26 protein-coding genes are annotated in these 22,946 nt (G+C 56.5%); 18 read left to right on the top strand and 8 right to left on the bottom strand.

The genetic code is table 11. The features are described from left to right. Positions 1-111: 111 nt before the first annotated feature. The 4 genes from RRB22_10585 to RRB22_10570 form a co-directional block, all read right to left on the bottom strand. A complete protein-coding gene (locus tag RRB22_10585; GenBank protein ID MDT8384853.1) occupies positions 112-906 on the bottom strand; it encodes a peptidylprolyl isomerase in 795 nt (264 codons plus the stop codon). Between the two features lie 66 nt (positions 907-972). Beyond that, positions 973-1,251, bottom strand: coding sequence for a BolA family protein (locus tag RRB22_10580; protein ID MDT8384852.1), 279 nt, complete (start codon positions 1,249-1,251; stop codon positions 973-975). A 101-nt stretch (positions 1,252-1,352) separates the two neighbouring features. Then, positions 1,353-1,664, bottom strand: a complete 312-nt coding sequence (locus RRB22_10575; GenBank protein MDT8384851.1) for a YciI family protein — start codon at positions 1,662-1,664, stop codon at positions 1,353-1,355. Next, positions 1,664-2,263, bottom strand: a complete 600-nt coding sequence (locus RRB22_10570) for a septation protein A (protein MDT8384850.1) — start codon at positions 2,261-2,263, stop codon at positions 1,664-1,666. Before RRB22_10570 ends, RRB22_10575 begins: the two co-directional genes overlap by 1 nt. A gap of 79 nt (positions 2,264-2,342) precedes the next feature. On the opposite strand from RRB22_10570, the gene RRB22_10565 reads away from it, so the two are divergent. The 9 genes from RRB22_10565 (at position 2,343) to RRB22_10525 (ending at position 11,332) form a co-directional block, all read left to right on the top strand. Continuing rightward, on the top strand, positions 2,343-3,215 hold the full coding sequence (locus RRB22_10565; protein MDT8384849.1) for a PHP domain-containing protein: 873 nt from the start codon (positions 2,343-2,345) through the stop codon (positions 3,213-3,215). Continuing rightward, positions 3,212-3,841: an L-threonylcarbamoyladenylate synthase gene (locus RRB22_10560; protein MDT8384848.1), complete on the top strand. Its 630-nt coding sequence runs from the start codon at positions 3,212-3,214 to the stop codon at positions 3,839-3,841. Before RRB22_10565 ends, RRB22_10560 begins: the two co-directional genes overlap by 4 nt. A 66-nt stretch (positions 3,842-3,907) precedes the next feature. After that, a complete protein-coding gene (locus RRB22_10555) occupies positions 3,908-4,564 on the top strand; it encodes a site-2 protease family protein (protein ID MDT8384847.1) in 657 nt (218 codons plus the stop codon). Positions 4,565-4,686: 122 nt separating this feature from the next. Then, positions 4,687-5,904, top strand: a complete 1,218-nt coding sequence (locus RRB22_10550; protein MDT8384846.1) for a tryptophan--tRNA ligase — start codon at positions 4,687-4,689, stop codon at positions 5,902-5,904. Between the two features lie 94 nt (positions 5,905-5,998). Beyond that, the gene (locus tag RRB22_10545) at positions 5,999-6,859 is read left to right on the top strand and encodes a ScpA family protein (protein ID MDT8384845.1); all 861 of its coding nucleotides are present in this window, start codon (positions 5,999-6,001) and stop codon (positions 6,857-6,859) included. Positions 6,860-6,971: 112 nt separating this feature from the next. Next, a complete protein-coding gene (gene scpB, locus RRB22_10540) occupies positions 6,972-8,000 on the top strand; it encodes an SMC-Scp complex subunit ScpB (protein MDT8384844.1) in 1,029 nt (342 codons plus the stop codon). Further along, positions 7,997-8,947, top strand: coding sequence for a 23S rRNA pseudouridine(2605) synthase RluB (gene rluB, locus RRB22_10535; protein ID MDT8384843.1), 951 nt, complete (start codon positions 7,997-7,999; stop codon positions 8,945-8,947). Before scpB ends, rluB begins: the two co-directional genes overlap by 4 nt. Positions 8,948-8,974: 27 nt before the next feature. Beyond that, on the top strand, positions 8,975-9,733 hold the full coding sequence (locus tag RRB22_10530) for an endonuclease III domain-containing protein (protein MDT8384842.1): 759 nt from the start codon (positions 8,975-8,977) through the stop codon (positions 9,731-9,733). Between the two features lie 198 nt (positions 9,734-9,931). Then, positions 9,932-11,332 carry a hypothetical protein gene (locus RRB22_10525; GenBank protein ID MDT8384841.1) on the top strand — a complete coding sequence of 467 codons (1,401 nt, stop codon included), beginning with the start codon at positions 9,932-9,934 and terminating at the stop codon, positions 11,330-11,332. Positions 11,333-11,386: 54 nt separating this feature from the next. Here the strand turns inward: RRB22_10525 and RRB22_10520 are convergent, their stop codons facing one another. The 4 genes from RRB22_10520 to hpnD form a co-directional block, all read right to left on the bottom strand. Continuing rightward, the gene (locus RRB22_10520; GenBank protein ID MDT8384840.1) at positions 11,387-12,322 is read right to left on the bottom strand and encodes a GGDEF domain-containing protein; all 936 of its coding nucleotides are present in this window, start codon (positions 12,320-12,322) and stop codon (positions 11,387-11,389) included. 264 nt (positions 12,323-12,586) lie between these two features. Next, positions 12,587-13,345: a YciK family oxidoreductase gene (locus RRB22_10515; protein MDT8384839.1), complete on the bottom strand. Its 759-nt coding sequence runs from the start codon at positions 13,343-13,345 to the stop codon at positions 12,587-12,589. Between the two features lie 2 nt (positions 13,346-13,347). Continuing rightward, a complete protein-coding gene (gene hpnE / locus RRB22_10510) occupies positions 13,348-14,688 on the bottom strand; it encodes a hydroxysqualene dehydroxylase HpnE (protein ID MDT8384838.1) in 1,341 nt (446 codons plus the stop codon). 8 nt (positions 14,689-14,696) lie between these two features. Beyond that, positions 14,697-15,563: a presqualene diphosphate synthase HpnD gene (gene hpnD, locus RRB22_10505; GenBank protein ID MDT8384837.1), complete on the bottom strand. Its 867-nt coding sequence runs from the start codon at positions 15,561-15,563 to the stop codon at positions 14,697-14,699. A 114-nt stretch (positions 15,564-15,677) separates the two neighbouring features. Here hpnD and RRB22_10500 point away from each other — a divergent pair, with 114 nt between their 5' ends. The 9 genes from RRB22_10500 (at position 15,678) to RRB22_10460 (ending at position 22,756) form a co-directional block, all read left to right on the top strand. Continuing rightward, positions 15,678-17,669 carry a bifunctional aldolase/short-chain dehydrogenase gene (locus RRB22_10500; GenBank protein MDT8384836.1) on the top strand — a complete coding sequence of 664 codons (1,992 nt, stop codon included), beginning with the start codon at positions 15,678-15,680 and terminating at the stop codon, positions 17,667-17,669. 463 nt (positions 17,670-18,132) lie between these two features. Further along, complete coding sequence (locus tag RRB22_10495) at positions 18,133-18,411, top strand: type II toxin-antitoxin system RelE/ParE family toxin (protein MDT8384835.1); 279 nt, start codon at positions 18,133-18,135, stop codon at positions 18,409-18,411. Next, positions 18,411-18,704 (top strand): HigA family addiction module antitoxin, encoded by a 294-nt coding sequence (locus RRB22_10490; protein ID MDT8384834.1) that lies wholly within the window; start codon positions 18,411-18,413, stop codon positions 18,702-18,704. Before RRB22_10495 ends, RRB22_10490 begins: the two co-directional genes overlap by 1 nt. Before the next feature lie 362 nt (positions 18,705-19,066). Beyond that, positions 19,067-19,330 carry a type II toxin-antitoxin system ParD family antitoxin gene (locus RRB22_10485; protein MDT8384833.1) on the top strand — a complete coding sequence of 88 codons (264 nt, stop codon included), beginning with the start codon at positions 19,067-19,069 and terminating at the stop codon, positions 19,328-19,330. 3 nt (positions 19,331-19,333) lie between these two features. Beyond that, positions 19,334-19,624, top strand: coding sequence for a type II toxin-antitoxin system RelE/ParE family toxin (locus RRB22_10480; protein ID MDT8384832.1), 291 nt, complete (start codon positions 19,334-19,336; stop codon positions 19,622-19,624). A gap of 254 nt (positions 19,625-19,878) precedes the next feature. Further along, positions 19,879-20,298 (top strand): MarR family transcriptional regulator, encoded by a 420-nt coding sequence (locus RRB22_10475; GenBank protein ID MDT8384831.1) that lies wholly within the window; start codon positions 19,879-19,881, stop codon positions 20,296-20,298. A 46-nt stretch (positions 20,299-20,344) separates the two neighbouring features. Continuing rightward, complete coding sequence (locus RRB22_10470) at positions 20,345-20,821, top strand: nuclear transport factor 2 family protein (protein ID MDT8384830.1); 477 nt, start codon at positions 20,345-20,347, stop codon at positions 20,819-20,821. 1 nt (position 20,822) lies between these two features. Further along, entirely contained in the window at positions 20,823-21,230 is a 408-nt protein-coding gene (locus tag RRB22_10465) for an MAPEG family protein (GenBank protein ID MDT8384829.1), read from the top strand. A gap of 275 nt (positions 21,231-21,505) precedes the next feature. Further along, positions 21,506-22,756, top strand: a complete 1,251-nt coding sequence (locus RRB22_10460; GenBank protein ID MDT8384828.1) for a hypothetical protein — start codon at positions 21,506-21,508, stop codon at positions 22,754-22,756. Positions 22,757-22,946: the final 190 nt, after the last annotated feature.

Genomic DNA, 22,946 nt, shown 5'->3' with positions numbered 1-22,946 from the left:
TGGCGATCCAGTGCAGGAGTGTACTCGATCGCAATCCTGGGAGTCTGGCGATGCTGTAAAAAGTCGTCTATTAGCAGTCTGGCCGAGGGTGCCGGCCAGACTGCGGTGCGGCTATTTCCGTTCGATGTTTGCGCCCTTACGCAGGCCGCCGATGTAGTCTTCGATCAAGCGGTTTTGCAGGCCTACCCGGATCTGTTCCTTGATGTCTTCAAATTTCGGCGGGTTCATCACCCGGCTGTCTTCCAGCAGGATGACGTGCCAACCGAACTGGGTCTGTACCGGTGCCGATGTGTACTGGCCCTTGCCGAGTTTGGCGGCGGCGTCAGAAAAGGGCTTGACCATCTGCGCGGGCTGGAACCAGCCCAGGTCGCCGCCACTGTCGGCGCTGGGGCCTTTGGAACGCTCGCCCGCCAGCTTGGAAAAGTCCGCACCCTTGTCCAGTTCGCTGATCACGGCTTTGGCCTCGGCCTCGGTCTCCAGCAAAATGTGGCGCGCCTTGAGCTCTTTGCCGCCGATTTCATCCTTGCGGATCTCAAATTCCTTTTGCAGATCGGCATCGCTGACCGCGAAGCGGTCGGAGGAACGATTCAACATGCTGCTGGCAATAATGTTGATGCGCTGATAGTCGATCTCGGCCTGGATGGCCGGGGTTTTGTCGACGCCAATGGCGACGGCGTTCTGGTAGATCAGCTCGCGATTGATGAGCTCCTCGATCAGGGCGTCGCGCTGTTGGCCGGCGGGCATCTCGGGCGGCAGGCCGCGCTGGCTGGCATAGCGGATCAGGGTGTCTTCGGTGAGTGCTGCGCCATTGATGGTGGCAAGCACTTTGTCGGCCTCGGCAGCCGACGCGAGGCTGGTGATGGCGGCAAGCAGAACTGCAATAGCTAACAGGGATGTCGATTTCACGTTATGTCCTTTGGTTTTGCGTTTGGTGATTTGTCTGTACTGACAGCATCGGCGGTAAAAAAATGATTACTGATTTTTCAACTCCTGCGGGGTATAGGCCTTGATGCTCAACGCATGGATGTCGGTTTGCATCGCATCACCCAGCGCGTCATACACCATGCGATGGCGGGTCAGCATGTTCTTCCCCTCAAAGGCGTCGGAGACGATGGTCGCGGCAAAATGACCGCCGCCACTGCGCGCGCCGGGATGCCCCGCATGCAGATGGCTCTCGTCGATGATATCCAGTTGTTCGGGGGCAAAGGCGGCGGTCAGTTTTGCGCGGATCATGTCGATGCGTTGGCTCATGTTTTTTTCCTTGGGGTTGATTTAGTGCTAAGTGCTGAAAGAAAGTGCTGAGTGTTGAGTAAAAGCCTCTATACCCGGCACTTAGCACTTTCTTTCAGCACTCAGCACTTGTTTACAGGGAAGACCTTTTTAAACGGCTTGACGCTCACCTCGGTGTAGACTCCGGCGGCCTGGTACGGGTCGGCAGCGGCCCAGGCCTGTGCTGCTGCCAGTGAGGGGAATTCCGCGACTACCAGGCTGCCGCTGAAACCGGCCGGGCCGGGGTCTTCGCTGTCAATGCCCGGATGGGGGCCGGCCAGGACCAGTCGGCCCTCGTTTTGCAGGGTGTGGAGGCGTTCGAGGTGCGCGGGGCGCGCCTGCAGGCGTTTTTCCAGACTCTGTGCCACGTCCTGGCTGATAATGGCGTAGAGCATCAGGCCTCCTCGTCCGGTTTGCCGGGGTCGGTCGGTTGCGTGCGCGGCGCCCTGGCCGCCTCGGGTTCGCTTTCTTCCTTGATGTAGCGGGCCAGGTAGAAGCCCAGCACCAGCATGAACAACAGGGTGGCGGCGGTCATGCCGTAAAATTTGATATTGAACCAGGTCTCGGTGTCGAAGTTGTACAGCACATACACATTCACCAGACCTTCGGCCATCATCAGCGTGCCCATGGCGGCATTGGCCCGGCTCCAGACAAACCGGGGCAACTCCATGGCGGCGCCCATCATGCGCTCGACGATGGTCTTCTCGCCGATAAAGTGGCTGGCGTAGATGACCAGCCCAAACAACACGCTGACCACGGTGAATTTCCATTTGATGAAGCTTTCGTCCTGCAGCACCAGGGTCAGCCCACCGAACACGATGATCACCACCAGGGTGATGAGGTGGCTTTTTTTCACCGTTCGATCCCGGAACCAGAATATGGCGACCTGCACCACACTGGCGGCAATGGCGACGGCGGTGGCGGTAAAGATGTCGGCGAGGTAATAGGCGCCGACAAACACCAGTAGGGGGAAAAACTCTAGTAGTGAATTCATGGGCGTAATTTAACACAGGGACATGCGCCTGCGCAGTCATGCTCTGTTAGAATGGTTCTTTTTTTGAGCACGCCCCATCATGTCGTCCGAGTTGCACACTGAGATTCACTACGATCTCCACAGCCACACCACGCTCTCCGATGGCACCCTGAGCCCGGATGCCCTGGTGCGCCGCGCCCGTCTGCAGGGTGTGGATGTGCTGGCGCTGACCGATCACGACGTGACCGACGGGCTGGCCGAGGCGGCGGCCACGGCGGACGAGGTTGGTCTGCGGCTGGTGCCCGGGGTGGAGATCTCGGTCACCTGGGGCGGCGTGACCTTTCATATCGTCGGCCTGAATATCGATCCCGCCCACGCCGGGCTGCAGGCCGGTCTGCGCCAACTGCGCTCGGTGCGTATGGCGCGGGCCGAGGAGATTGCCCGGCGGCTGGAAAAACACGGTATCGAAGGGGCGCTGGTGGGCGCCCAGGCCTTTGCCAGCGGGCCCATTCTCAGCCGCACCCATTTCGCCCGGTTTCTGGTGGAGGCCGGCCATGCCAAAGACATGCGCAAGGTGTTCAAGAAATTCCTCACCCACAATCGTCCCGGCCATGTAGCGGGCGAGTGGGTGCCGCTGGAAGAGGCGGTCGGCTGGATTCACGCCGCCGGCGGCCAGGCGGTGATCGCCCACCCCGCGCGTTACCGCATCAGCGCCAGCCGCCTGCGGCAGTTTATCGAGGCCTTCAAGGCCTGCGGCGGCGAAGGGATCGAGGTCGTTTCCGGCAGTCACACGGCGGGCGAGGTCGCGGGCATGGCGCAATATGCCAAGCGTTACGGGTTGCTGGCCTCCTGCGGTTCGGACTACCACGGCCCCGAACAGTCCTGGCAGGAGCTGGGCAGGCCCATGCCGCTGCCGGACGGCTGCGTGCCGATCTGGAAGGACTGGGCACAGCCCACGGAGAGCGTCCTATGAGCAAATTTTTTCAGATCCACCCGGACAACCCGCAGCAGCGGCTCATCGACCAGGCCGTCGAGATCATCCAGCACGGTGGGGTGATCGTGTACCCGACGGACTCGGGTTACGCGCTGGGCTGTCACCTCGGTGACAAGTCCGCCATGGAGCGCATTCGCAACATCCGCCAGGTGGATGCCAGGCACAACTTCACCCTGGTCTGTCGTGACCTGTCCGAGATCGCCACCTACGCCAAGGTGGAAAACGAGGCCTACCGGCTCATCAAGAGCCTTACCCCCGGGCCGTATACCTTCATCCTCAAGGCCACCAAGGAGGTCCCCAAGCGGCTGCAGAACCCCAAGCGCAAGACCATCGGCCTACGGGTGCCGGATAACCGCATCGCCCAGGCCCTGCTGGAAAGGCTCGGTGAACCGTTGATGAGTTCCACCCTGATCGTCCCCGGGGATGGCATGCCGCTGACCGATCCCTATGACATCCGGGACACCCTGGCGCATGCCCTGGACCTGATTATCGATGGGGGTTTCTGCGGTTTTGAACCCACCACGGTGCTGGAACTGACGGAGGACATCCCGGTCCTCGCGCGACAGGGGCTGGGGCCCATCGACGGCCTGGGCCTGGAGGACTGATCGGGGCGTCTGCCGGTTTGTCACAGAACAGGAACATCGTCGCCCAAACCGGATATAATCCCCCCGATGGAAGAATTAACCACAGTACAACGCGTGGCGGTCTGGGCCTTGCCGGTGTTGTTTGCGATTACGGTGCACGAGGTGGCGCACGGCTGGGTGGCCCGCCGGCTGGGTGATCCCACCGCGATGATGCTGGGGCGGCTGACGCTGAATCCCATCAAGCACATCGATCCCATCGGCACGGTGGTGGTGCCCATTGCCCTGCTGCTGATGGGGGGCTTCATTTTCGGCTGGGCCAAACCGGTGCCGGTGACCTGGGAAAACCTGAAAAACCCCAAACGGGACATGGCCCTGGTGGCCATCGCGGGGCCGGCCTCCAATCTGCTGATGGCGATTTTCTGGGCCCTGGTGATGAAACTGGGACTGGTGTTCGGCACCGGCTTCGAGACCCTGGCCTGGCCGCTGATCTACATGGGCGGAGCGGGTATTGCGATCAACGCCATTCTCATGCTGCTCAATCTGTTGCCGATCCCGCCTCTCGACGGTGGCCGGGTGCTGGCCGGTCTGCTGCCGGGGCCCTGGGCCTGGCAGCTGAGTCGTATCGAGCCCTATGGGCTGATGATCATGGTGGTGCTATTGGCGACGGGGATGCTGGGCAAGATCCTGGGGCCACCGATGCGGCTGTTCGAGGCGCTGATGTTTAGCCTGGCGGGTGCGGTTTAGGCGCGTCGCCTGCCACGCGATGTGCCGGATCTGAACAAGGCACAGGTAACGAAAGTACATTTAACCAAAATACATTTAACGAAAGTTCAATAAGTATAAAAAGGGTTTGAGGGAGAAACGGTTTGAGTGCGGTTTCAAGTCAGTATCAACGGGTGTTATCGGGCATGCGTCCTACCGGGCAATTGCACCTTGGGCATTACCACGGCGTGTTGAAAAACTGGGTGCGTCTACAGCACGAGTACGAGTGCTTTTTCTTTGCCGCCGACTGGCACGCGCTGACCACCCATTACGAAGACCCGTCGCTGATCGCCGACAGTGTGTGGGAGATGATCATTGACTGGCTGGCGGTGGGGGTCAATCCCGGTTCGGCCAAGTTGTTTATCCAGTCCCAGGTGCCGGAGCATGCGGAGCTGCATCTGCTGCTGTCGATGATGACGCCGCTTTCCTGGCTGGAACGGGTGCCGACCTATAAGGACCAGCAGGAGGCACTGAAGGAAAAGGATCTGGCCACCTACGGTTTTCTCGGCTACCCCTTGCTGCAGAGCGCGGACATCCTCATCTACAAGGCCGGTCAGGTGCCGGTGGGCGAAGACCAGGTCGCCCATGTGGAGCTGACCCGCGAGGTGGCGCGGCGCTTCAATCATCTCTATGGCCGCGAGCGAGATTTCGAAGAGAAGACCATGGCCGCCATCGAGAAGATGGGTAAGCGTAACGCCAAACTCTACAACGAGCTGCGCCGCAAGTTTCAGGAACAGGGCGACCACGAGGCTCTGCAGACGGCCCAGGCGCTGCTGGAGTCCCAGGGCAACATTACGCTCGGCGACCGCGAGCGGCTGTTCGGCTTTCTGGAAGGCGGCGGCAAGATCATCCTGCCCGAACCCCAGGCCCTGCTCACCCAGGCCTCGAAGATGCCAGGGCTGGACGGGCAGAAGATGTCCAAATCCTACGGCAATGCGATCTCTCTGCGGGAAGATCCGGCGGTGGTGGAAAAGTCCCTGCGCACCATGCCCACCGATCCGGCACGGGTGCGGTTGACCGATCCCGGCGACCCCGGCAAGTGCCCGGTGTGGCCGCTGCACGAGATCTATTCGGACGACGATACCCGTAAGTGGGTGCAGGAAGGCTGTCGTACGGCCGGTATTGGCTGCCTGGAGTGCAAGCAGCCAGTGATCGACGCCGTGCTCAAGGAGCTGGCGCCGATTCGTGAGCGGGCCCGGGAGTTCACCGCAGATCCCAAGCTGGTGCGCAACATCATCGCCGAGGGTAACGAGGCCGCGCGTGACGTGGCGAAAGATACTCTGGAAGAGGTGCGGGCGGCGATGGGGCTGGAGTATCGTTGATTGGTACACCAGCGGCCGACGGATGCCGGTCACTGCCCCGGTGCGCCAAAAGAATCACTGAGAAACCCTCGAATTTACGGTAATGTAATGCCCCATGAGTGAGCCAAAACCCGATCAGCCTGATCTGACCGATCAGTCCCCAAGTCCGATCCACGCGCCGGAGCAGCAGCCCGCGCAGGGCGAGATGCCGTTTGCCATGGTGCTGGGTGAGGCAATGACTACCATGCCCAAGGATTTGTATATCCCGCCCGAGGCGCTGGAGATCATTCTGGAGGCCTTTGAGGGGCCACTGGATCTGCTGCTGTACCTGATCCGGCGTCAGAACCTGGACGTGCTCAATATCCCCATCGCCGAAATTACCCGCCAGTACATGGAATATGTGGAGGTGATGAAGGCGCTGAATCTGGAGCTGGCGGCGGATTATCTGGTGATGGCGGCGATGCTGGCGGAGATCAAATCCCGCATGCTGTTGCCGCGCCCGGTGGAGGTCGATAACGAGGAAGATCCGCGCGCCGAGCTGGTGCGTCGCCTACAGGAATACGAACGCTTCAAGCAGGCGGCGGAAGACATCGACCAACTGCCGCGCATGAATCGTGAGGTGTTTCAGGTCTCGGTGAAAACGCCGGATCTCAAGCTGATCAAGCCCGAGCCCGAGGTGGACATGCGTGAGTTGCTCAGCGCCTTTAAGGATGTGCTGCTGCGCGTGGAACGCAATACCCATCATCAGGTGACGATGGAGGCCCTGTCGGTGCGTGAACGCATGTCCGAGGTGCTGGGCAAGCTCGGGAGTGACAAGTTCACCGAATTTTCCACCCTGTTTACCGTGGAGGAGGGACGCCTGGGGCTGGTAGTGACCTTCCTTGCGATCCTCGAGCTCATCAAGGAGTCCCTGATCGAGCTGATCCAGACCGAGGCCTATGAACCGATCCACCTTAAACTGCGGGTCAGTGAATGAGCTCGCCCGCGGTGGTGTCCTCTGGCATCACCGCATTCGTAAAGCGCTTGTAAAGAATTCTCAAAGCGCGCTCAAAAAATTACAGTGAAACCTAAAGATTGGAAGCAAGACCATGTCATCAGAATCAGTACAGGACAACATGCCGGAACAGGAACTCAACGAGCCAGCGGATTCGGAGTCATCGATTCTGGAGCCAGGGGCGGCGGCCGCCACAAGCGAGTCCCCGGAAAGGGATGACGCGCTGAGCGAGGAGGCCGAGCGGGAGGTGGGCGCACCCATTTTCGCCGCCGCGCCGCTGAACGGGCAAAAGATCCAGAACATCCTGGAGGCGGCATTGATGGCGGCGGGGCAGCCCCTGTCCATGGATCGTCTGCTTAACCTGTTTCTGGACACCAACCAGCCCTCGCGTGACGAGATTCATCAGGCCCTGGCCGCCCTGGCCGAGGCCTGCGAGGGGCGTGGCATCGAGCTGGTGGAGGTGGCCAGTGGCTTTCGTTATCAGGCCAGACAGGAAAATGCCGAGTGGGTGGCCCGCCTGTGGGAGGAAAAACCGGCGCGTTATTCTCGGGCCCTGTTAGAGACCCTGGCCCTGATCGCCTACCGTCAGCCGATCACGCGCGGCGACATTGAAGATATTCGTGGCGTCAGTGTCAGCACCAATATCATCAAGACCCTGATGGACCGTGACTGGGTGAAGGTCGTGGGGCACCGTGACGTGCCCGGCAAGCCGGCGATGTATGCCTCCACCCGGCAATTTCTCGATTATTTCAGCCTCAAAAACCTCAGTGACCTGCCGTCGCTGGCCGAGATTCGGGATATCGATTCCATCAACGCCGAACTGGATCTTGCCGAACCCGGTAGCGCCAGGAGCGAGATACGCGTCGACACCGACGACGCCGAGGTGCAGCTGGATCTGGTGGCCAATGATGTCATTGAGGCGGGTGAAGACCGCCCGGAAGCATCGGCGGAGACTACGGTTGAGGCTATGGTGGAGGGCGATGCCGAAGGTGATCTCGCGGACGCTGTTGAAGGGCGCCTCGATGCTGGCACCGAAGCCGACACCGATACCGATGTCCATGCTGAGACAGATGGCGAGCCCGATGCCGAGACCGACCCTACCTCAACGGTCGACCCACGGTGAGCGATACCCCTTCCCCTACCAAACCAGTGCAGAGTGAAAAACTCCAGAAGGTTCTGGCGCGCGCCGGTTATGGCTCGCGACGTGAACTGGAAGAGTGGATAACGGCCGGGCGCGTCAAGGTCAATAACCAGGTGGCCAAGCTGGGCGACCGGGTGGCGGAGACCGATCGTATCTCGGTGGATGGCGATCCGGTGCGACAGACGCGGCTCACCGAGCGTCGTAGCCGGGTGCTGATCTATCACAAGCCGGTGGGTGAGGTGTGTACCCGATCCGACCCGGAGGGGCGTGACACGATCTTTAACCATCTGCCGAAATTGACCAGCGGTCGCTGGATCACCATCGGCCGTCTGGATCTCAATACCAGTGGCCTGCTGCTGATCACCACCGATGGCGACCTGGCCAATCGCATGATGCACCCCTCACACCAGGTCGAGCGGGAATACGCGGTGCGCGTGCTGGGCGAGGTCACGGCGGAGATACTCAATAACCTGAAGACAGGGGTTGAGCTGGAGGATGGGCCTGCGCATTTTGATATGATCGCCAGCGTGGGAGGGGACGGTGCGAACAGCTGGTACCACGTGGTCCTGCGTGAAGGCCGCAACCGGGAGGTGCGGCGGCTCTGGGAGTCCCAGGGCATACAGGTGAGTCGCCTGATGCGCGTGCGTTATGGGCTGGTTTCCCTGCCCCGTGGCCAGAAGCCGGGGCGCTGGGAAGATCTGTCGGAGCAGGAGGTGGATACCCTGCGCCGCAGTGTGGGCCTGCCCCCCAAGGCGGTGGTGAGCGGCCGGCGTGGCGATGCCCGAAGCGATGCCAGGCGCGACACCAAAAGCGGATCGTCACGCGGCGATACCGGCAGCCGGCGTTTTTCTGCCAGGGGCGAGGCGAAAAAGCCCGCCGACAAACGCCAGTCACGCACCCCCCGCCGGCCGGTGAAAACCCGCCGCTGATCCTTATGCCTCCCTCGTCAGGTCATTATGAAACAGCCTGATCCCAAACGCGGACGACCGAAACGGACGGTGCTGAAGCAGCGGGAAATGCAGCAGGAAACACGTCACGAAACACCCCAGGAAAAACCGCCCGCGCAACACAGGGCCGTGCTGAACAAGGTCTATAAAACCCTCTTTTCCAGTTATGGCCATCAGCACTGGTGGCCGGGCGACAGCCCGTTTGAGATCATGGTGGGCGCCATACTCACCCAGAACGCCGCCTGGATTAATGTTGAACGGGCCATCGACAACCTCAAGACCCACGCCTGCCTTAGCCCGCAAAAGATTCTCGCCACCCCCGCACCCCAATTGGCGGAGTGGCTGAGGCCCTCTGGCTATTTCAATATCAAGGCGCAGCGCCTGCGCAATTACTGTCAGTGGTATGTGGATGCCGGCGGGCTGACGGCCCTGTCGCGCTGTGACACTGCAAGCCTGCGACAGCAGTTGCTGAGCGTGAATGGCGTCGGCCCGGAAACTGCCGATGATATCTTGCTGTATGCCTTCGAGCGACCGGTGTTTGTAATCGATGCCTATACCCGCCGGCTGTTTTCACGCCTGCAACTACTCGAACACGACGCTGGCTATGAGGCGCTGCGCCAGCAATTCGAGAGTGGCCTGAAAAGGGAGGCGTCGCTGTATAACGAATACCATGCGCTGATCGTGCGCCATGTCAAACAGGTCTGCAGAAAGCGACCCGATTGCACCGTCTGTTGTCTGTTCACCCAGTGTCCCTATCCAAAAATGTAATCGCCTTCACAGTGCTGTGGGTGATTTCCCTTTAGGCTCTATCCGTCATTCGCGATCGCTAAAAACTGTGATGCCCGTCACAAAGCCGGGTTCGCTATTTCGATATCTTTATCGTCAATAACGACACCGGCGGAGCGCGCGGTTGACGGCGAACAAAACGGCGAACAACGAGACGCCAAACAGACACAGGAGTTGCAAGTGGCCACACATCACCGTGCAGGGAAGCAGTATCGACTGGCCCTTTGGGCGAACCGGTTTGCAGATCGCCACCCAAAATCCTATCTGGGTGTCGCGCTGCTGCTGATGCTGCCGGGGTACGCGTTTCTGCTGTTGTTTCCCTATCTGGTGGTTGAGGGTGCCACCGTGCTGGCGCGCGAGATACCCAATGCCAGAACCACCGAGCACTGGATCGTGGTCGAGGTCTGGTCGGCGATCCTGTTGTTTTGTCTGTTGCTGAGCAACCAGGTATTTCGCCTGCACTTTCCGCGTGCCTGCGGATTGAAACTCTCGAAGGATCTGGCGCCCGAGCTGTTTAGGCTGATTGGTGAAATGAAAAGCTACACCGCGAAACTGTCCATAAGAAATGTCATCCTGACGGACCGGCATGAGCTGCGCATCGAACAGACGCCACGCCTGGGTTACCCCTTCGCATGCTCTAACACCCTGATCATCGGCATGCCCCTGTTGCAGACCCTGTCGGAGGCACAATTTCGCGGCGAGTTGCTGCGCCATATGGTCCAGTATTCCAGTGGCGCGCTGCGACCGGTGCACTGGCTGTTTCGCACACGCCGGCTGTGGCGGCGTTATGCGGATGCGCTGGCCTCGCGCAGCCGACTGGCCGAGGCGCCTATGCGCTGGTTTTTCTCGCTATACGCGCCTCTGTTTGAGGTACTGACACTGCCGGCGGCACGCAGGGATGAACTGGCGGCCGATAGCGCCGTGCTGGAATGGCTGAATGATCGTGACTATTTCCAGACCGTGAAGAGCCGGATTCTCGCGGAGAGATTTCTCAACACACAGTTCTGGCGCAAGGTGCATAAGCACGCATTACAGCATCCGCAAAAAGTCATGCATCCGTTCGCGGAACTGGAGCGCATCACCGGCCAGCCGCAACCCCTGGCAGTACGTCAGCAATGTTTGCAGGCGGCTTTTGAAGAACAGCAGGATGTCACTAACGCGATGCCGGTATTACACCAGCGGATGGACAACATCGGGCAGGACAAACTGCGTGAGGTGCCGGTGGTTGAAAAGACCGCGGCAGAGGCTTGTCTGGGAGAGGCCCGCGGGGATTTTATCTCTATCCTCGACAAGCTGTGGCGCTCAACCACGTTTATGCACTGGAAGGCGGATTATGAGCAGCGCTGTGCCGATCTGCACAGGGCCAAGACACTGAGCAGGAAGTCACGGCAGCAGGTCCTGGGCGTGCGAGAGATAGTGCTTTATGCGCGCCTCGCACGACAGCTTCGGGGTGACTCCCTGCGAAACTCACTGGCAAAAATGGGTCGGCGCAGCGCAGGCCATCTGCTATCGGGTCTAACGAGCGGGAGTGCCCTTGCGCGCAAGGTAAGGGCAACGCAGGACACCAATGTCGTTAACTAGTGTTGTTGCCTTGCGGGCGGGTGCGAATACTCTGGAATAGGTTTTGGTCCTGCGCTATGCGCTGGCCTTGGTCCTGTCCGTTGGCTCGCTGACCCGGGTGCAGTTTCGGCCGGCATTCTTGGCCTGGTACAACGCTTTGTCGGTGCGCACAAAAAATGACTCGTCGGTCTCGTCGGCCTGCAGGATGGCGACGCCAAAGCTGGCGGTCATCTTGATGTGATGCCCCTCACAGATACACTCGAGTGCCTCAACATTGCTGCGAATCCGTTCGGCCAGTTGCTTGACGCCGTCGATTCCGGTTTCGGGCAGCAGTACTACAAACTCCTCACCACCGTAACGGAACACCTGGTCCGAATTGCGGATGGTCTCTTCTGCGGTATGGGTGAGGGCCTTTAGCAGGCAGTCACCGGTATTGTGTCCGTAGGTGTCGTTAATATTCTTGAAGTGATCAATGTCAAAGATGATCATCCCCAGGGTGCGTTTGTGACGCTGGGCGAGCTCGATCTCCCGGCGCAGTGATTCGTTCAGCGCGGCGCGATTGCCGATGCCGGTCAGTGCGTCTTTCTGTGCGGCCTGGACCGCCTCCCGATACCGCAGCGCATTGCGCAGCGGGTAGAGCAGTGCGGCGGCCAGTCGCTCAACCGCCTCGGTTTCAGTTTTGGTGAATTTGCTCTTGCGCGTCAACACCAGCTGGCCGAGGCCCTCATTTTTGATGCTGAGTTTATAGTTGATGCGGCAACGCCCGCTTTTGCCGATGGAAAAGCCACAGTCCTTATGATCGTTGCGATAGCCGAGATGATCATGCGCGACGAAGGCCTTGATCTCGCGGCTAAACTGACCCAGCACCTCGTCGATATCCAGACTGGCCTGCAGCTGGTGAGACAGCTGCTGTACCAGATGGCTGAGTCCGAAACCCGGAGTGGCGCGCGGCGGCGCATCCAGCAAGGACAGCGGCAGAGGATTGATGTTTCGCAGTTGTGTGGTGCTCATGTGCAGTTCTCGGTCGATTCAGTGCCCTTCCTCTAGCGAATTCTGTGCCAACTTGCCAATGAAAGTGAAAATTTGCGTATAAACAGCGAGTTGGAAGGGCTGGATTTTTGCGGCGTCAATATTCCGTCAAAAAGTTGGCAGGTCCTTGCCGTGGGCGGCGGCGAGATTGTCGCCATTTGCGTCATAGAGCGAGACAGCTTTTCGTCACAATAGGGGTTTCTATGGCCTATCGGGGAGGTAATTTTCCGTCGATAAAAGAGGGGCTTAGGCGAGATAGTGCGGGTGATTTATCGCCTGGATGCGTTGTCCGGAGGTCTTTTCACCAGCGGCGCGCATCAACTGTAGGTAGACAGGGATTACCGTCTCAGGGCCGGGCAGGGTGTTGGGATCCTCTCCCGGGTAGGCCAGCGCCCGCAGGCGGCTGCGGATGGGGCCAGGATCGATGCTGTTGACGCGAATGGCGGTATTTTCTTCCAGCTCATCGGCCAGGGTCTCGGCCAGGTTTTCGATGCCGGCCTGGGCGACGCCGTAGGCGCCCCAGTAGGCCTGCCCGCGGAGGCCGACCGCGCTGGTGCTGAACAGAATGGCGCCCGCCTCGGATGCCTTGAGCAGGGGCAGGCAGGCCCGGGTCAGCTGCATGGGTGAGGTAAGATTGACCTGCAAGACCCGCTGCCACAGCGGCAGGTCATAGTGTTCGATGGGGGTCAGGCTGCCCAGAGTGGCGGCGGCGTGTAGCAGACCGTCGAGTCGGCCGAATTGCTGCTGGATGGTGGCCGCGATGGTGACGAAGTCGTCCGCCGTGGCGCTGGCAAAATCCAGCGGGCAGATGGCCGGTTGCGCATGGCCAGCGGCGACGATGGCGTCATAGGTCTTCTCCAGCGGCAACAGGGATCGCCCCAGCAGTATCACGCTGGCGCCCTGTGCCGCAAAGGCCCTGGCCGCGGCCCCGCCGATGGCGCCACCGGCGCCGGTAATCAGGATGACATGATCTTTCATGAGGTCGGTTTGCGTGCTGTGCTCCATGCTTAGCCCTGGGCGCGACGGCGCTCACGGATCACGCAGTGCGCGCTCTGCAGGCCGCTGCGCACCGCGCCCTCCAGCGTCGCCGGCAGACCGACGTCGGTATAGTCGCCGGCCAGATACAGGCCGTCGACCGGGGTTTTTGCCGCGGGACGATGATCCTGAACATTCACGGTGCTGGCAAAGGTGGCGCGTTTTTCACGGATCACGTGCCGGGATAACGGCGCGGGCCAGTGCGGGTACTGGCTCGCCAGTTCCTGTGCCACATGCCGGCATAACTGGATATTGTCCCACTCCAGGTGTTCGCCCTCACCGCTGATTACTACCGCCATCAGTCCCGCCTGGCCATTCAGGCCGCGGTCGAAAATCCACTGACTGACGGTGTTGACCATGCCCTGCACCCGGCGGCCGAGCTGTGTGTGTTGGTCATACTGCAAATAGACGGTGCAGATAGGCCGGTGCTGGAGGGGCTCGATTTGTGCGGCAATGGCCTGTAGTGCCGGGTATGGCCGGATGAGGCGACGGGTGATGGTGTGGGGGGTCGCCAGTATCACCTGCGACGCCGCGATGGGGTTGTTGCTGAGTTCGACGCCGCTGATGCGATTGTCGGTAATCGCCAAACCCGTCACCCGCTGACCGAGACGCACGCTGCCGTGGTGGGTTTCGATGTAGTCCAGCGCGGGTTGGGGGAGTATCTCTCCCAGATTGCTGCGGGTCAGCAGCAGATCCGAATCGCGCCGGGCGTGGCGGAAGCTGTCACTGAGGGTGCGCAGGAAAAGTTTTGCCGAGGCCTCGTGAATGTGGGTGTTTAGTGCACCCAGGCATAACGGTTCCCAGAGGGTGGTGATCAGGTTCGATGACTGCTGATGACGGTGCAACAGCTCGGCGACACTGTAATCATCTTCAATGGCGAAATTGGTGCGCTGTAGCTGGCGGCTAAATCGTAGCGCCGAGAAACGCTCCCTCCACGACAGCCCCTGCGCGCTCATCAATCCCCAGGCGAGATGCAACGGCGCCGGCAGTTTTGCCGTGCGTAAACTGACGCTCCTGCCGTGGGGGCTGGACCAGTGCAGCGATAACGGCTGGCGGTGCAGCACATCGGCCTCCGTGATGCCGATGTTTCTCAGTAGCCCCAGCGTGGACTCATAGGCGCCTAACAATAAATGTTGGCCATTGTCGAGGTGCATGCCATCGGCATGTACGCCGCGGGCGCGGCCGCCCAGCTGTTTGGCAGATTCCAGTAACACCACCGGGATGTTGTGTCGCGCCAGTTCCACGGCCGCAGCCAGTCCCGCCCAGCCACCACCGACCACGATCACCGGATCTGTCGATTTTTCCTTATTCATAGTTGAATTCATTGTTGGTCAATGAACTGCCGGTGACGGCGCTTCTCCTGGCGGGCGCTGCGCCAGGCAATCCACAGCTTGCGTAAGGGACTCAGCGAGGTGCGCTGTTTCAGCACCTGGCTGCTGTCCTTTTCGATGTTGTCGAGTACCGTCTGGTATATGCCTGCCATGATAATGCCGGTGCGCTGGGCATAGCGGTCGACCTCGGGTAGCAGCGAAAAGGCCCTGGCATAATATTCCCTGGCACGCTGCGCCTGGAAGTCCAGCAGGTTTTTCATGTTGTCGCTGTCACGCAGCCTGAGAATGTCCTGCTCGCTGACCCCGAATCTTTCCAGCTCATCTAACGGCAGGTAGATGCGGCCGCGTTCGGCATCTTCCTTTACATCGCGCAGAATGTTGGTCAGCTGGAAGGCGGTGCCCAGCTGCTGGGCGTAGTCCAGGGTGCGGCGATCCTCAAAGCCGAAGATCTCGGCGGCCATCAGGCCGACCACACCGGCAGCGCGGTAGCAGTACAGGTTGAGTTCGGTAAAGTCGGGATAGCGAGTCTGCTGTAAATCCATCGTCATACCGTCGATGATTTCCAGGAAGTATTCTTTGGGCAGATTGAAGTCTTTGATGGAGGTGCTCAGGGCCTGACAGACGGGGTGATTGGGTTTGCCATCAAAGGTGCCGAAAATTTCCGCGCGCCACCAGTTGAGTTTGCTGCGGGCAAGGTCGGCGTCATGGCATTCGTCCACCACATCATCCACCTCGCGGCAAAAGGCATACAGCGCGGTGATGGCCTTGCGCTGGTTGTCGGGCAGGAACATGAAGCTGTAATAAAAGCTGGACCCGCTTTTAGCAGTTTTGTGCTGGCAATACTCGTCAGGCGTCATGGGCGAGCTGTCACGGGTGGCGGAGAATGGAGGCGATGATGGCTATGCATGTTTTGCGTATTATACGCGACAATAGGCACAACAACAGACTCACAAAATATCGGGGAAAATAAAATGCAAAGCCTGTGGAGCCCGCAAGAGGCGCAGTTATGCGCAGATGACCCACTCGCCCTGCGCGTGTACAGCTCACGCCTGCTGGGACGTGAGCCCTCGCTGGTATTGCACGGCGGTGGTAATACCTCGGTGAAGGCGGAGGTCAAAGACCTGTTTGGTGACAGCAAACCGGTGCTGTATGTGAAGGGCAGCGGCTGGGACCTGGCGACTATCGAGGCCCCGGGGTTCGCCCCGGTGTGTCTCCACACTCTCCAGCGTATGGCCGAGCTGCCCAGTCTGTCCGACCCCGAAATGGTGCGCGCCCAGCGGGCGGCGATGACCGACCCTTATGCGCCCGATCCCTCGGTCGAGGCCATCCTGCACGCCATCATCCCCTTCCGCTTTGTGGACCACACCCATGCCGACGCGGTGGTCACCCTCACCAATACGCCGGGGGGCGAGGCGCGGGTGCGGGCGCTGTATGGCGAGCGGGTGCTGATTGTGCCCTACACCATGCCCGGTTTCGTGCTGGCCAGGGTGATCCGCGAGCTGACCCGGGGGATCGACTGGTCACAGCTGGAGGGCATGGTGCTGATGAACCACGGGATGTTCAGCTTTGCCGATGAGGCGCGCAGCAGTTATGAGCGCATGATCGCGCTGGTGACCCAGGCCGAGGCGGCGCTGGCCCGCGAGCAGGCCGGCGTGGTCCGCGCCCCGGCGGCGCCGCCTGCCGCCACCGACCTGCTGCAACTGGCCGAGCTGCGACGCGCCGTGGCCCGGGCGCGTTGCGCCCCGGGGCAGGCTGCCCGCGGTGTGGCGCGCTGGACGACCAGTCCGGAGGCGGTGGGCTTCGCCAACCTGCCCGATGTGGCGGATATCGCCTGTCGTGGCCCCCTCACCCCGGACCATGTGATCCGCACCAAGCGCGTGCCGCTGATTTTCACGGACGGGGCCGAGGCGGCCGTCGGGGCCTATGCCGACGCGTACCGGGCCTATTTCGCACGCCACCAGTCGGCCGGGCTGAGCTGTCTCGATCCCGCGCCGCGCTGGGCAGTGTGGCCGGGCCACGGCACCCTGGCCTTTGCCCCCAGCGTCAGGGAGGCGGACATCATCGGTGATATCAGCGCCCACACGCTGCGCGCCATCCAGCAGGCCGAAGCGCTGGGTGGCTGGCAGGCCCTGCCGGAGCGCGACATCTTCGCGGTGGAATACTGGGACCTGGAACAGGCCAAGCTGCGCAAGGCGGGTGCCCCTGGCGGCTTCGTCGGCCGGATCGCCCTGGTGACCGGCGCCGCCAGCGGCATCGGCCGGGCCTGTGCCGAGGCCCTGCACGCCCAGGGGGCGGCGGTGATGGCGCTGGATATCGATCCGGCGGTGGAGGATCGCTTTGCCGCGCTCGATGCGGTGGGGCGGGTGTGCGATGTGACCGATGCCACGGCCCTGCAGGCGGCGGTGGATGAGACCGTACGCCGCTTTGGGGGACTGGATATGGTGGTCAGCAACGCCGGCACCTTTCCCGCCAGCCACCGCATCGAGGCCATGGACGCCGCGCTGTGGGAGCGTAGCCTGCGCATCAATCTCAGCAGCCACCAGCAGCTGTTGACCTGCTGCATTCCCTATCTGCAACGCGGCCTCGAGCCGGCGGTGGTGTTTATGGCCTCGAAAAATGTCACCGCACCCGGGCCGGGGGCCGCCGCCTATTCCGTGGCCAAGGCCGGCGTCACCCAGCTGGCGCGCGTCGCCGCCCTGGAGCTGGGGCCGATGGGGGTGCGGGTCAACGTGCTGCATCCGGACGCGGTGTTCGACACGGCAATCTGGACCCCGGAGGTGCTGGAGAGCCGGGCGCGCCACTACGGGCTGAGCGTGGAGGAATACCGGACCAAAAACCTGCTGAAGGTAGAGATCCGCTCCCGCGACGTCGCCGAGCTGGCCTGCGCCCTGCTGGGTCCGCTGTTCGCCAAAACCACTGGCGCGCAGATCCCCATCGATGGCGGTAATGACCGGGTGATCTAGGGCTGAGGGCTCAGCAAGGGCGCAATAACCGAAGGGCATTGCACCGTATGCAATATCTACCAAGGCAGCATCGTTTTGATTATCGGTGGAAGTGTGTCGCAGAACGCTCTTTTAGAGTTGTTGCTCTGGCGTCGCTGGTTGGCCGGCGGTCTGTGCAGGCTCCCATAATGGCGCGTAACGCGTGTGCATTTGTGCATAAGCTGCAAATCTTAGCCAATAAGTTGCAAATGCCTATCCCATAAGTGAAAACTGGTACAGCTATGAATGAACTAGTGCTTTATACCGGTTGCAGGCGTTACCGATAATTCTCCAGATGACTGTTATACATGAAAGAGCAGTCATCCCGAGTCTATTCAATATCCGGCTTATCCGAAGTATCAATTTTCAGATTAATTGTGATTCCGTTAACGTGGGGTTGATATCCACCTTGTTGCGCAGTGCGCAACAAGCTATATTTAGGACAATGATACTCTCCTTCAAACACAAAGGACTTCAGCGATTTTACGAGACGGGGAAAACCACAGGTATACAGGCAGCACATAAAAAACGTCTGAAATTACAATTAGTTGCCATCGATACCGCTACGTGTATTGACGATATGGAAATCCCGGGATTTGCACTGCATTCCCTCAAAGGGAATAAAAAGGGTATCTGGTCAATTAAGGTGAGCGGCAACTGGCGGGTCACCTTCAAATTTGAGGATGGGAATGCCCATATCGTCAATTATGAGGATTATCACTGATGGCTATGCACAATCCACTTCACCCTGGTGAATTTATTCGCGAAATTTATATCACTCCATTTGATTTTAGTGTCCGCCAGGTTGCTGAAAGTTTGGGTGTGTCACCATCAACCTTTAACCGTCTGTTGAATGGAGACAGCAATGTCTCCCCTGAGATGGCGCTACGCTTGTCCAAAGCTTTAGGGCGCTCACCAGAGAGCTGGCTGACGATGCAAGATCATTACAATCTCTGGCAGGCAAAAAAAAATGTCAACCTTAAAGATGTTAGGAAATTAAAATTGTCTGCGGCATGACACTTAACATTAACGGCAAGTTAATACTGAAAGCGGGCTTTCACTTGCTAGAAGCAATACCGTTTCACCACCTCAAAAGCAGCCATCCACAGTTTATGATTCAAATCAGTAATGGGGAAATTATTTCTAGGCGTTCGGAATTTTGTGATAGAAATATATTTTATATTATATAAATCAATTAGTTGAATGAGTTCTTGTATGACTCTTATCGGCAGTTTTTCATCGGGACAGGCTCTAAACTGCTAGTCATTAGTCCTCTGGGAAGGGGATAAGGTACATACGGTTTGAGCTTTTCCCTTGACAATATAATGAATATATCTTATCAGTAAGAATAATTCTTAATAAATGCTGGGAGTACAGAAATGGCACAAGCAAAGACACAGACATTAAGCCTTGGCGATCATTGGAACAACTTCATTGAAAGCCATGTTGGGAAAAAAAAGCGTTACGCTACGGCTAGCGAACTGGTTCGGGACTCACTAAGACTTCTAGAGGAGAAGGAAGCCAACTCTAAACTGGAAAATTTGCGTCAATCCCTGATAGAAGGTGAAGAAAGTGGTGATGCTGGTGTGCTGAATATGAGCGCTATCCGGCAGGAAGCAAAGAAAGAAGCAGGCTTAACCTAATCTATGTATAAAATTCATCAGCAGGTAAAAGCACGCAGAGACCTTAAAAATATTTGGCTTTACAGCTATGAGAATTTCGGAATTGATCAGGCAGATAAATACTTTGATGAATTAGAATCTGCTATTAAAACGCTGCAGGACAATCCTCTGATAGGCGTTTCCTGTGACTACATCAGGGAAGGTTATCGCCAATATAAAGTCAACGAGCACTATATCTTCTATCGTATTGTCAAGAAGACAGTCCATTTAGTGCGAGTGTTACACGAAACCATGCAAGCCAGGAATCATTTCTAGGCTTGCTGCCATTAATAGCCAAGTCAATAGGATAGGGATTTATTCCCTATCCTATCTTCTGTCCGAAATTCTGCATTTTTATCACAAAATTCCGAACGCCTATAAATTATTTCTACTTTTTACACGTATAAAAAAAATCGTATATATATCCACCCTTTCTAACAACCAATGATTATTTGCTCGAGTTTCACCTTCAAGCTAAATAATTTCCCAAAAACGGTTGCATATACAACAATAAGGTATACACTTACACAATGTTCGAGCGATGCCTGTATTTTAATATTAATGCGCTGACGCGTGCCGTTAACCATATTTGGGATGCGGCTTTTTCTGAATTCGACCTGTCTCCATCGCACGCCTATTTACTTCGTCTGACATTGTCCACCCCTGGGCTTACACCAAAACAAATAAGCCATGAGTTGAAGCTCGAAAAATCAACAATTACCAGGTCTTTGGACGCTTTAGAAAAAAAAGGGTTTATAAATCGTAAAAAAGGCGACAGTGGTGATGCCAGAGAGCAAAGTATTTATCCTACGAAGAAATCTATAAAAATTGCGACTCAACTTGAGAAAAAGGGCAATGACCTCTATCAAAAAATGATTAAGGATATTGGAAAAAGCGAACTTGCATCGTTGGTTGGCGAGTTGCGAAAGACTCAAACACGAATTAAATAGTTTTTTTGTTCTATAGGTTGTACATACAACCATTTAGGGAGGCAATATGGACATCGTTAAACACCCAATAACCGGCCAAGAACCAAAGTTAAGTACATCATCACCATATTCTGCTCTGGTAGACTTTTATCGTTCTTTTAATAATCAAAACTATGAATTGATGAAGTCTAACTGGTCACTGTCTGACGAGATATCCATGTCCAACCCTCTTGGTGGAATAAAACGTGGGTGGAATGAAATAGAAGAGGTGTATAAAAAAATATTTAATGGACCAGCAAAAGTGTATGTCGAGTTTTATGAATATTCAATATACACCAGTGAAACCATGTTTTTAGCAGCCGGTCGTGAAAGAGGCACGCTAGAAATTAATAACGAAATAATCAACCTGGCTATTCGTACAAGTCGAGCGTATTGCCTTCAAGAAAATCAATGGAAACAAATTCATCATCACGGTTCGATGGATAATCCAGAGCTATTAGCGATATACCAAAAGGCACTGAGAAATAATAAACTGGAGATATAGTATGAACACATCACTTTCAAATGAAGTATTTTGGCTTATTTTAACAATTTTTATGACATCATTATTTTGGATTCCCTACATCATCAATCGCATGTCAGAATTGGGTATATTGAATGCCTTATGGGATCGGTATGGTCGCACTGACACTACTAAGAAGTGGGCAATCCGAATGATGCAGGCCCATGACAATGCAATTGAGAATTTGGTGCTATTCGCACCATTGGTAATATTGGTTGAGATAACTGGGGCAAACTCAGGAACCACTGCCACTGCTTGCATGATTTATTTCTTTACTCGGTTGATCCATTTCACTGTATTTACATTTGCTGGACCGTTATTAAGGGTCGTATCTTTTTTGGTTGGATTTTGGGTACAGGTAGTGCTGGCCTTAACGTTGTTAGGGGTATAAGCAAATATTGATCTAGTACCACTTTAGTGGTCGTATTGGTAGTTTTTCAAGGTCTGCTTTCGAGCAAAAAGCAAATTGTTGGCCAAAATATGTGGGGGTCCGCTAACGCTGCATTGCAACCTTTGACATATATCTATATTGGGTCGACAAGTGATGTTTACAGGCACTCCGGAGAACTTTACGCTGAATTTTTATTTGTAAATGATCACATAGATTGTCCGTCTATGTCTGATTCTCGCCAAAACGGTATAGTGGGATAAACTTTGGAGACGGATATGCGTAGCACCCGATTAATTATCAGACAGTTATTTTCTTGCTTATTCGTTTTGGTGGCTTTTTATCCAGCCTCTGTACTGGCTGATGATTTGGATGCCATTGTGATTCCGTCTCTGATGGATCAACAACTTGATGCTTGGTATCGCGTGCCACTCAATAGCGGGCCGCGCATTCAAAAGGCGGACAAGGTTACCCATGGTCAGACCTTTATGTTGTTAACCTTCTTTAAAGGTTATACCACTGATAAAGACAATCACATTCATCTACGTTATGACGTTCAGATCTATGGGCCGGATGGTAAACCCACTGAGGATAAAGGGGTGGATATGGAGGTCTATAAGGGACCTGCAGGTAATTCGAATGCCTTAATGCTAAATCGACAATATATGTTGATTACGTTTACCGATGCCTATCCGGTCGGTACCTATAGCATCAAAATGACTGGTTACGATAAAGTAGAGAATACTTCGGTTGTGAAGGAAACCACAATTGAGCTTGTTCCTTTTAGCCTCGGGGAGGCTTTCCCATCCATTAAAGAAGTTGGATCGTGGATGATGGCCTATTATAAAAGTCCGGAACCCATGCGCAGTATTCAAGCCATACGAGCAAGTATGAAAACCGAGACTAAGTGGCTGAACAAGAACATGAATGTCGCCACATTTTTCATGTATGTGTTTTCCAATAATTCCTTCTTGAGCCACTATATTGTCAAACACATGAAGAATTTTTCACTTGAGGATCGTAAGAAGTTGTTGCTCATTGCGGTGCTCAGCGGTGACGATGTACTCACACAAGCACTCTTGGACACAGGTGATCTCGATGAGATACATGACTATGCGAAGGGTATAAAATTACCTGAGAAGTCTGAGGTAGTAAGACATGCCGCCTACCTGGATGTGTATTGGTCAGAATTTCTGGCGACGGGCCGATACGAACCCATTAAAAAAATAGTCGGTGCTTTGGCGCTACATCAGTACAAAGGATCAATTGAGCAGTATAAAGCGACCTCTGACGAAGAAAGGACCGATGCACTAAAAGAAAAAACCTACTTTGAAGCCGTCTATCAATCAGCCGTTTGGTCATTAATCAGTAACAGCAAGCAAATGCCACAAGTTTTTAAATACTGTGTCTTCATTTATCAAAATGAGAAATTAGAGGAAGGCGTCAAAAAGGAATTGGGTGTCTTGTTATCGATAGTTCAGCAAGAGATGAAAAAAACACGTAGTGCTGAAAAACAAAAAGTTTCTTAACGCTCCGGCTGAATTGCGACGTTAGTATCAGGGAATGCCGATGTACATTGAAATGATCTAGCACCACTTTAGTGGACGTATTGTTAGTCATTCAATGTCTGCTTTCGAGCAAAAAGCTAATTGTTGGTAAAATATGGGGAGTGTTAGAAATTCTGTGTCATTTCAGTAGTATGAGCAAAAAGAGGAATGA

The sequence above is a fragment of the Gammaproteobacteria bacterium genome, assembly GCA_032250735.1.
In the GTDB taxonomy this organism is placed as follows: Bacteria; Pseudomonadota; Gammaproteobacteria; order SZUA-152; family SZUA-152; genus SZUA-152.
This window is presented reverse-complemented; position numbering and strand designations above follow the sequence as displayed.

Excerpts from the sequence above, each read along its gene's own strand:
- RRB22_10580 (MDT8384852.1), bottom strand. The coding sequence starts at position 1,251 with ATGAGCCAACGCATCGACATGATCCGCGCAAAACTGACCGCCGCCTTT.
- RRB22_10575 (MDT8384851.1), bottom strand. The coding sequence starts at position 1,664 with ATGCTCTACGCCATTATCAGCCAGGACGTGGCACAGAGTCTGGAAAAA.
- RRB22_10570 (MDT8384850.1), bottom strand. The coding sequence starts at position 2,263 with ATGAATTCACTACTAGAGTTTTTCCCCCTACTGGTGTTTGTCGGCGCC.
- RRB22_10565 (MDT8384849.1), top strand. The coding sequence starts at position 2,343 with ATGTCGTCCGAGTTGCACACTGAGATTCACTACGATCTCCACAGCCAC.
- RRB22_10560 (MDT8384848.1), top strand. The coding sequence starts at position 3,212 with ATGAGCAAATTTTTTCAGATCCACCCGGACAACCCGCAGCAGCGGCTC.
- RRB22_10555 (MDT8384847.1), top strand. The coding sequence starts at position 3,908 with ATGGAAGAATTAACCACAGTACAACGCGTGGCGGTCTGGGCCTTGCCG.
- RRB22_10545 (MDT8384845.1), top strand. The coding sequence starts at position 5,999 with ATGAGTGAGCCAAAACCCGATCAGCCTGATCTGACCGATCAGTCCCCA.
- scpB (MDT8384844.1), top strand. The coding sequence starts at position 6,972 with ATGTCATCAGAATCAGTACAGGACAACATGCCGGAACAGGAACTCAAC.
- RRB22_10530 (MDT8384842.1), top strand. The coding sequence starts at position 8,975 with ATGAAACAGCCTGATCCCAAACGCGGACGACCGAAACGGACGGTGCTG.
- RRB22_10520 (MDT8384840.1), bottom strand. The coding sequence starts at position 12,322 with ATGAGCACCACACAACTGCGAAACATCAATCCTCTGCCGCTGTCCTTG.
- RRB22_10515 (MDT8384839.1), bottom strand. The coding sequence starts at position 13,345 with ATGGAGCACAGCACGCAAACCGACCTCATGAAAGATCATGTCATCCTG.
- hpnE (MDT8384838.1), bottom strand. The coding sequence starts at position 14,688 with ATGAATAAGGAAAAATCGACAGATCCGGTGATCGTGGTCGGTGGTGGC.
- hpnD (MDT8384837.1), bottom strand. The coding sequence starts at position 15,563 with ATGACGCCTGACGAGTATTGCCAGCACAAAACTGCTAAAAGCGGGTCC.
- RRB22_10500 (MDT8384836.1), top strand. The coding sequence starts at position 15,678 with ATGCAAAGCCTGTGGAGCCCGCAAGAGGCGCAGTTATGCGCAGATGAC.
- RRB22_10495 (MDT8384835.1), top strand. The coding sequence starts at position 18,133 with ATGATACTCTCCTTCAAACACAAAGGACTTCAGCGATTTTACGAGACG.
- RRB22_10490 (MDT8384834.1), top strand. The coding sequence starts at position 18,411 with ATGGCTATGCACAATCCACTTCACCCTGGTGAATTTATTCGCGAAATT.
- RRB22_10485 (MDT8384833.1), top strand. The coding sequence starts at position 19,067 with ATGGCACAAGCAAAGACACAGACATTAAGCCTTGGCGATCATTGGAAC.
- RRB22_10480 (MDT8384832.1), top strand. The coding sequence starts at position 19,334 with ATGTATAAAATTCATCAGCAGGTAAAAGCACGCAGAGACCTTAAAAAT.
- RRB22_10475 (MDT8384831.1), top strand. The coding sequence starts at position 19,879 with ATGTTCGAGCGATGCCTGTATTTTAATATTAATGCGCTGACGCGTGCC.
- RRB22_10470 (MDT8384830.1), top strand. The coding sequence starts at position 20,345 with ATGGACATCGTTAAACACCCAATAACCGGCCAAGAACCAAAGTTAAGT.
- RRB22_10465 (MDT8384829.1), top strand. The coding sequence starts at position 20,823 with ATGAACACATCACTTTCAAATGAAGTATTTTGGCTTATTTTAACAATT.
- RRB22_10460 (MDT8384828.1), top strand. The coding sequence starts at position 21,506 with ATGCGTAGCACCCGATTAATTATCAGACAGTTATTTTCTTGCTTATTC.